This window comes from Clostridium sp. UBA7791 (assembly GCF_002480755.1).
In the GTDB taxonomy this organism is placed as follows: Bacteria; Bacillota; Clostridia; order Clostridiales; family Clostridiaceae; genus Clostridium_J; species Clostridium_J sulfidigenes.
The window spans coordinates 275,384-283,005 of sequence record NZ_DLCT01000011.1; the positions used below are offsets into that span (position 1 = coordinate 275,384).

Here is a 7,622-nt window from a genome sequence, read left to right on the forward strand (position 1 = left end):
AATTGAATAGCAATAATAACTAAAAAAACCGAATGGAGGATAATAAATTGATAAAATTAAAGAAGATTTTAGCTGGTCTAATGGCGTCTACACTAATGCTTTCAGCAGTGGGGTGTGGAATGATAGAAAAAACAGAGGCAGGTATTAATAAGACAGTAGTTGCTAAGGTTTATAAAGAAAAGATAACCTTAGGAGAAGTGGACAGTAGGTTAAGTACGGTTTATGAGCAAGTAAAGGCTCAGTACGGAGAAAATTATAAAGAAAATTCAGAGGCTATGGAATATATAAAGAAGCAAAGATTAAGTATACTAGATACTATGGTTAATGATATTGTCATAAAAAATAATGGTGAAAAGCTTGGAGTAGTGCCTTCTGATGAAGAAGTTCAGACTAAGGCTAAAGAGAAACTTGATGAGATAAAGAAATCCTTTAAAACTGATGAAGAGTATAAAAGTGCTCTTAAAACAGCTGGAGTTACAGAAGAGAGCTTCTTAGAAGAATTAAAACCAGCAGTAATATCTAATGCTGTATATGAAGAGGTAGTTAAAGATGTTACTGTTACAGATGATGAAATAAAGACTTATTATGATAGTAATCCAAATTCATATACTGAAAGTCCTAATAAAGTTAGGCCAGCACACATACTAGTTAAGACAGAAGAAGAAGCTAAAGACGTAATTGCAAGATTAGATAAAGGTGAAGATTTTGCTAAGCTTGCTACTGAAAAAGGTACAGATGCTACAAAGGACAAAGGTGGAGACTTAGATTGGATTGAATATACTAGCAATCAGTATGATAAAACTTTCTTAATGGCAGCTATAAGTCTTAAGAAAGGGGAATATACTAAGGCTCCTATATCAACTCAATTTGGATTTCATGTTATAAAGTGCTTAGATAAAGAAGAGTATCCTGTTAAGCCTTTAGAAGATGTTAAAGGAGCGATTAAGGATGTTCTATTAGAACAAAATAAATATAATGTGTGGGTAGAAAAAGTAACTGCTTGGCAAGAAGAAGCTAAAATAAAATTATATGAAGATAAACTAAGTTAATAATTGGTAGAAAGAGATTGATGTCATATTTGGCATTAATCTTTTTTTATTTTTTATTAATGAAAAAATTTCTAGGATGTATAAAATTTGAGTTAAGAAGGATAATAATAGCATTAATACTATTTACATAAATAAGGAGGATATTTAATGAAAGCTACAGGAATAGTAAGAAGAATAGATGACTTAGGTCGTGTTGTAATACCAAAAGAAATTAGAAGGACATTAAGAATTAGAGAAGGAGATCCGCTGGAAATATTTACAGATAGAGAAGGGGGAGTTATATTAAAAAAATATTCACCAATAGAAGAATTGAGTGAGTTTTCTAAGGAATATAGTGAAGCGCTACATCAAACTATTGGTAATATAGTGATAATCTGTGATAAAGACTCAATCATATCTGTAAGTGGTGGGACAAAGAAAGATTATTTAGATAAAAAGATTAGTAATGAAGTAGATAAAATTATGGAAATGCGTAAGGCTACTCTTCTAGATAAAAACTCTCAGGGACTAATACCTATATGTGATGGAGAGACAGCAGATGAATATACAACACAAGTTGTAGCACCAATAATTGCAGAGGGAGATACTGTAGGTACAGTAATTATAGTTTCAAAAGAAAATGTAAAGTTTGGAGAACTAGAGTTAAAGCTTGCGGAAACAGCAGCTTCATTCTTAGGAAAACAAATGGAACAGTAAATGTTAAAAAGCATAAATATCTATAAGATAAAATTAAATAAAGAGTATAATATGTAATTATTGCCATAGGATTGATATTAATCACATCTTATGGCAGATTTTTTATTGTTAAAGAAGTTAAAGTTAATTGATATTAGGTATATATTATATGCATTAAGTAATAAAATGTTTCTCATCAAAATACTTATTAACTATACAAAGTATTTTAGGAGGAAGTATGAAAAAACAATCGCTTTTAAAAGGAACTATGATTTTAGGAATAGCTACTATTTTTGCACGATTTTTAGGTTTGTTTTTTAGAATACCAATACAAGGATTAATTGGTGACCAAGGGATGGGATATTATCAGATGTCATACCCTATATATATGACTTTTGTAGCAATAGCATCAGGAGTACCTATTGCTATGTCAAAATTAATATCAGAGTATAATGCACGCAACGATACCAATGCTGTTAAACAGGTACTTAAGGATACTCTTAAAATAATGATTCCACTTGGGATAATAATATCATTTTTAATGTTGTACTTTGGAGATAATATTATAAATATCTTAAGGTGGGATAATAAGTCATATCAATCCTTTATGATTATATCTTCAGCACCTATATTTGTATGTATTATGTGTACATTTAAAGGATATTTCCAGGGACTTCAGAATATGAATAATACTGCAATATCTCAAATTATAGAACAGATAGGTAGGGTAGTTTTTGGCGTTATATGTGCATATTTATTACTTCCTAAAGGAATTGAATATGCAGCAGCAGGAGCCGCATTTGGAACGGTAGCTGGAGGATTGCTGGGAAGCATTTACTTGGTAATAAAATATTTATTTGTTAGATCAAAGTCTTATAAATTAAAAGTGAAAAGGAGTAATAAAATACTATCAAACTTAGTACAAGCAGCATTTCCTATATCCGTAGGAGCTGCAGTTGGAACTATTATGGCTTTAATTGATTCTATAATAGTACCTCAAAGACTCTTGTTAGCAGGTTATACTATTCAAGAAAGTGCCATATTATATGGTCAATTTACAGGTAAGGCTATGACTCTTCAAAATATCCCACTGGCACTTTCTATTGCTCTATGTTCAGCTTTAGTACCTATAATATCAGAGGTATATTCTATGCATAATCAAAATGAATTATACAGAAGGGTAAACATGGTATTTAAGTTATCTTTTGTTATAGGTATTCCAAGTGCATTAGGGTTATTTTATCTTTCAAAACCTATTATGGGATTAGTGTTTATGGGGGATGTAGCAGGGCATGAAATACTTAAATTATTATCTTTATCAATACCATTAATTATAATAACACAGACTACTACATCGCTTTTACAAAGTTGTGGTAGATATATGAAACCGGTATATTATCTTGCTATAGGGTGTCTATTTAAGGTAGTCATTACCTATGTTTTAGTAAGTAACTCTAGATTTAATATATATGGTGCAATAATTGGAAGTATAGTTGGATATGCAGTAACTAGCATTTTAAACTTGAAAGAGGTTAAAAAATTGCTCAAAGTAAAGATAAACATATATGAAGTAGTTATAAAACCTTTATTTGTGTCATTAATTATGATAATATCTGTTGTTTTTATATATAATAATGTCTATAATTATACACAGAGTAATGGAATATCTTGCTTAATAGCTATTTTCCTTGGTGTAGTAATATTTGGAATACTATCGATTGTATTTAAAATATTTACCATTGAAGATATAAAGGGAAAGCTCATTAAAAACTAAAAGAGGAGTAGATTCAAATGATTACAGTGGTTGGTTTAGGACCTGGTTCTAAAGATGCTTTAACCATAGGTGTACTAGAAATTTTGAAAAGTAATAAAAATATATACTTTAGAACAGAAAAACATCCTAATGTTAAATACTTAGAATCTATGGGTGTAAAGTTTAATACCTATGATAATTTTTATGAAGAATATAATAATTTTGATCATATATACAAGGCAATTGCAGAGGATCTTATAAAAATTTATCAGCAAGAAGGAGACTTAGTATATGCAGTTCCAGGTCATCCCTTAGTTGCAGAAAAATCTGTAACTATATTATTAGAACTCTGCAAGGAGAATGGAATAGAAGCTAGATTAATGCCATCAGTAAGCTTTGTAGATGCAGTTATAGAGAGCTTAAGGATTGATCCAATAGAAGGGGTAAAAATAATAGATGCCTTTGATATAAGGGAACAGGTTATGGATAAGAGATTAGGAGTAATAATAACCCAGGTGTATAACAAATTTATTGCTTCTGAAGTGAAGTTAGCTCTATGTGAATATTATAGTGATGATAGTGATATATACTTTGTAAGAGCAGCAGGCATACAAGGAGAAGAAAGTATAAGAAAAATTAAACTATATGATTTAGATAGACAAGAGGATATTGATTACTTAACTTCCATATATATTCCTAAAGATCTTAAAGGTCCTAAAGATTTTAAGGATTTAATTAATGTGATGTCTACTCTTAGGAGTGAAAATGGATGTATGTGGGACTTAGAACAAACTCATGAATCTTTAAAAAGAGGTTTAGTTGAGGAATGTTATGAAGTTATTGAAGCTATAGACGAAATGGACGATAATAAACTTATTGAGGAGTTAGGAGATGTACTTTTTCAAGTAATATTCCACGCTCAAATTGGTAAGGAGGAGGGTTATTTCAACATAAATGATGTAGTAGCAGCTATAACTGAAAAAATGATACGTAGGCATCCACATATATTTTCAGATGTAAGAGTTAAAAATACAGATGAAATATTGGAGAATTGGGATGAAATTAAAGTTAAAGAAAAGAAATTTACTAGCTATACCGATGAATTAAAACATGTTCCACGTTGTATGCCCGGACTTATTAGAGCAGAAAAGGTTCAAAAAAAGGCTGGTAAGGTAGGGTTTGACTGGGATGACGTAGAACTAGCTATGGAGAAAGTTATAGAAGAATTACAAGAGATAAAAGATGTATATAAAAATTCAGATGTGTCAAAAATACAGGAAGAGGTAGGAGATTTAATCTTTGCCACAGTAAATATTGCAAGACTTCTTGACATTGACCCAGAATTTGCAGTAAATTATACTATAGATAAATTTATAAAACGCTTCCAATTTATTGAGGAATCTGGCATTAAAAAGGGTATTGACATGAAAGAAATGACATTAGAAGAAATGGAAACCCTTTGGAGTGAATCTAAAAAGTATAATTTATCAACAAAAAGATAAATTTTTTTCAAAAAAAAGAAGGATTCTAGGTAACTTGTAAGAATATTGTAAGTATTATTTTATGTAATTAAAATATAAATTACGTAAAATTAACATTAAGGAGGTACTATTGTGAACAAATCAGAATTAATAGCAAAAATGGCTGAAAAGTCAGGACTAACAAAAAAAGATAACGAGGCGGTATTAAAAGCATTTATAGAGAGTGTTGAAGAGGCTCTTGAAGGTGGAGAGAAAGTTCAACTAGTTGGATTTGGTACTTTTGAAACTAGAGAAAGAGCTGCTAGAGTAGGAAGAAATCCAAGAACAAAAGAAGAAATACAAATACCAGCATCTAAAGTTCCTGTTTTCAAAGTTGGAAAAGAATTTAAAGACATAGTAAATAAATAATTACTTGAAAAAGCCTAGAAATGTTCTGGGTTTTTTCTTCTATTCAAAGGGATACAGGATAAAGTATAATTTCATTAAAATTTTTATATAGTTTAAGGAGGCAACTATGAGATTAGATAAATATTTAAAGGTTTCTAGAATAATTAAAAGAAGAACTGTTGCTAAAGATGTATGTGAAAATGGTAGAGTATCCATAAATGGAAAAGTAGCAAAACCAAGTACTACTATAAAAGAAGATGATATAATAGAAATTCAATTTGCTAATCAATTATTAAAAGCGAGAATTATAAATATTGCTAATCATGTTAATAAAGAAGAGGCTAAGAATATGTATGAAATAATCAGTGGGGAAGAGGATAAGGAATAAATAGAAGCATAAAATATTTTTTAATGAATATATCTTTATAGAAAGCTAATATATTTTTAGGTTTAAGGGGGATATTATGGAACCAAATAAAGATATGTCATTAGAAAATAAAAAGAGTTTTATTGCGTTAGAAAATAGAAAAAAGATGACTTTAGATGGAGTTTTAGAAATATTAAGCTTCAATGATGAACAGATACTTATAATAACTGTGTTGGGAGATATGGATATCAGAGGTGAAGAGTTAAAGATGACCAAGCTAGATGTTCAAAATGGAGATGTGGTAATAACGGGGAAAATATCTTATGTAGTATATACAAGTGAAGAAAAGAGACCAAAGAAGCGAAATAGCATTGTTTCTAAAATATTTAGGTGATTGAGTTATGATATTTGATATGGGTAGGCAAATAGCATTGTTTATATTCTCCTTACTTAGTGGAATGCTAGTTGGTATTTTCTTTGATGTATATAGAGTAATAAGAGGTTTTGAAGAGCCAGGAACCATCATAACAGCAATACAGGATATGCTATTCTGGATATTAACTGGCATTATAGTATTTATTTTTATGATGTATACAAACTATGCTTACATGAGCTTTAATGTGTTTGTATATAATTTAATTGGATTATTTATATACTTTAAACTATTTAGTAATATATTTATATTAGCATACGGAAGCATATTAAATGCCATATTAACGTTTTTTAGAGTAATATTTTATTATATATTCTATCCTATAAGAATTATTTTCAGCAAAATAACAAAAAAAATATAAAATTTATAATATTAAGGGTTGAAGAAAATAAAAATTCAAATTACAATATAGCTATAGGTTAATTTGACTACTTGAAAATAAAACCTATGACATGTTACTATTTGTAATAAGGAAGGAAAATCGATATGAAGAAATTCAGCATAAAAAAGATAGGTCTTTTACTTATAGCTCTTTACGTAGGCTTTACATTTATAAATCAACAAATAATAATGTTTAGACAACATAAAGATATTGATAACTATACTTCGGAGTTACAAGCAGCACAAGAAAAGAATCAAAAGTTACAGGATGAGATTAAACTATCACAAGATAGTCGGTATATAGAAAAACTTGCAAGGGAAAAGCTTGGGTTAATTAAAGAAGGAGAATCTCCTGTAATAGACAGTAAATAAAGTGAAAATTACTATGACTAATTATTATTAGTTATAGTATATATAAATTTAAATTATAAATTTAAGGAGGGTCTTTTCAATATGACCTTAAAGGCTGGAAGCATTATAGAAGGTAAAGTAGTTAATATCACAAACTTTGGTGCATTTGTTGAAGTGGAAGGGAAAACAGGCTTAGTTCATATATCGGAAGTATCTGATGTATTTGTTAAGAATGTACATGATCATTTAAAAGAAAATGATGTGGTTAAAGTTAAAGTCATTTCTGTAGATGATAATGGTAAGATGAGCTTATCCATAAAGCAAGCTGGTACACCAAAAAAATCTTTTAAACCCGTAGATATAGATTGGGAAAAGGAAAAATCTAAAACTACAAGTTCAGGAAGTTTTGAAGACAGGATGTCAAAATTCTTAAAAGATAGTGAAGAAAGATTTCAAGATCTTAAAAAACACCAAGATGGTGGAAAAGGTAGAGGATATAGCAGAAAAGGATATAATTAAGCTTTATACCGAAAGGATTAAAGAGTGCTTTTTAAGCACTCTTATTTATTTTAATGTCAGTTAAATTAAACCCTAGCTTTTTTAACATTTAGTTATAATAAGTGAAGAAGAAATAAATAAAAAATATAAAAAACTATATAAATACTGTTGACATAGTTAATAATATACCATATAATAAATATTGTCGCTGAAAGGTGATGACACAAATGCTGGAGTGGCGGAACTG

Annotated in this window: 10 protein-coding genes; all 10 read left to right on the plus strand. The window is 29.3% G+C overall.

Annotated features, from left to right (window positions below):
- Window positions 1-47: 47 nt before the first annotated feature.
- The 10 genes from B3Z56_RS15135 to B3Z56_RS15180 all read left to right on the plus strand — a co-directional run bounded on the left by B3Z56_RS15135 (window position 48) and on the right by B3Z56_RS15180 (window position 7,396).
- Window positions 48-1,049, plus strand: a complete 1,002-nt coding sequence (locus B3Z56_RS15135; RefSeq protein ID WP_346848842.1) for a peptidylprolyl isomerase — start codon at window positions 48-50, stop codon at window positions 1,047-1,049.
- Between the two features lie 147 nt (window positions 1,050-1,196).
- Window positions 1,197-1,745: a stage V sporulation protein T gene (spoVT, locus tag B3Z56_RS15140; RefSeq protein WP_035132504.1), complete on the plus strand. Its 549-nt coding sequence runs from the start codon at window positions 1,197-1,199 to the stop codon at window positions 1,743-1,745.
- 217 nt (window positions 1,746-1,962) lie between these two features.
- The gene (locus B3Z56_RS15145; protein WP_346879123.1) at window positions 1,963-3,498 is read left to right on the plus strand and encodes a polysaccharide biosynthesis protein; all 1,536 of its coding nucleotides are present in this window, start codon (window positions 1,963-1,965) and stop codon (window positions 3,496-3,498) included.
- Between the two features lie 17 nt (window positions 3,499-3,515).
- Window positions 3,516-4,979 carry a nucleoside triphosphate pyrophosphohydrolase gene (gene mazG / locus B3Z56_RS15150; protein WP_346876360.1) on the plus strand — a complete coding sequence of 488 codons (1,464 nt, stop codon included), beginning with the start codon at window positions 3,516-3,518 and terminating at the stop codon, window positions 4,977-4,979.
- Window positions 4,980-5,090: 111 nt separating this feature from the next.
- A complete protein-coding gene (locus B3Z56_RS15155) occupies window positions 5,091-5,366 on the plus strand; it encodes an HU family DNA-binding protein (RefSeq protein WP_035132498.1) in 276 nt (91 codons plus the stop codon).
- A 106-nt stretch (window positions 5,367-5,472) separates the two neighbouring features.
- The gene (locus tag B3Z56_RS15160; protein WP_346848845.1) at window positions 5,473-5,733 is read left to right on the plus strand and encodes an RNA-binding S4 domain-containing protein; all 261 of its coding nucleotides are present in this window, start codon (window positions 5,473-5,475) and stop codon (window positions 5,731-5,733) included.
- Between the two features lie 76 nt (window positions 5,734-5,809).
- Window positions 5,810-6,106: a sporulation protein YabP gene (gene yabP, locus B3Z56_RS15165; protein WP_346848846.1), complete on the plus strand. Its 297-nt coding sequence runs from the start codon at window positions 5,810-5,812 to the stop codon at window positions 6,104-6,106.
- Window positions 6,107-6,113: 7 nt separating this feature from the next.
- Window positions 6,114-6,506, plus strand: coding sequence for a spore cortex biosynthesis protein YabQ (gene yabQ / locus B3Z56_RS15170; RefSeq protein WP_035132492.1), 393 nt, complete (start codon window positions 6,114-6,116; stop codon window positions 6,504-6,506).
- 125 nt (window positions 6,507-6,631) lie between these two features.
- Window positions 6,632-6,898, plus strand: a complete 267-nt coding sequence (locus tag B3Z56_RS15175; RefSeq protein ID WP_035132490.1) for an FtsB family cell division protein — start codon at window positions 6,632-6,634, stop codon at window positions 6,896-6,898.
- Window positions 6,899-6,979: 81 nt separating this feature from the next.
- Complete coding sequence (locus B3Z56_RS15180) at window positions 6,980-7,396, plus strand: S1 domain-containing RNA-binding protein (RefSeq protein WP_035132487.1); 417 nt, start codon at window positions 6,980-6,982, stop codon at window positions 7,394-7,396.
- Window positions 7,397-7,622 lie beyond the last annotated feature (226 nt).

Excerpts from the sequence above, each read along its gene's own strand:
- spoVT (WP_035132504.1), top strand. The coding sequence starts at position 1,197 with ATGAAAGCTACAGGAATAGTAAGAAGAATAGATGACTTAGGTCGTGTT.
- B3Z56_RS15145 (WP_346879123.1), top strand. The coding sequence starts at position 1,963 with ATGAAAAAACAATCGCTTTTAAAAGGAACTATGATTTTAGGAATAGCT.
- mazG (WP_346876360.1), top strand. The coding sequence starts at position 3,516 with ATGATTACAGTGGTTGGTTTAGGACCTGGTTCTAAAGATGCTTTAACC.
- B3Z56_RS15160 (WP_346848845.1), top strand. The coding sequence starts at position 5,473 with ATGAGATTAGATAAATATTTAAAGGTTTCTAGAATAATTAAAAGAAGA.
- yabP (WP_346848846.1), top strand. The coding sequence starts at position 5,810 with ATGGAACCAAATAAAGATATGTCATTAGAAAATAAAAAGAGTTTTATT.
- yabQ (WP_035132492.1), top strand. The coding sequence starts at position 6,114 with ATGATATTTGATATGGGTAGGCAAATAGCATTGTTTATATTCTCCTTA.
- B3Z56_RS15175 (WP_035132490.1), top strand. The coding sequence starts at position 6,632 with ATGAAGAAATTCAGCATAAAAAAGATAGGTCTTTTACTTATAGCTCTT.
- B3Z56_RS15180 (WP_035132487.1), top strand. The coding sequence starts at position 6,980 with ATGACCTTAAAGGCTGGAAGCATTATAGAAGGTAAAGTAGTTAATATC.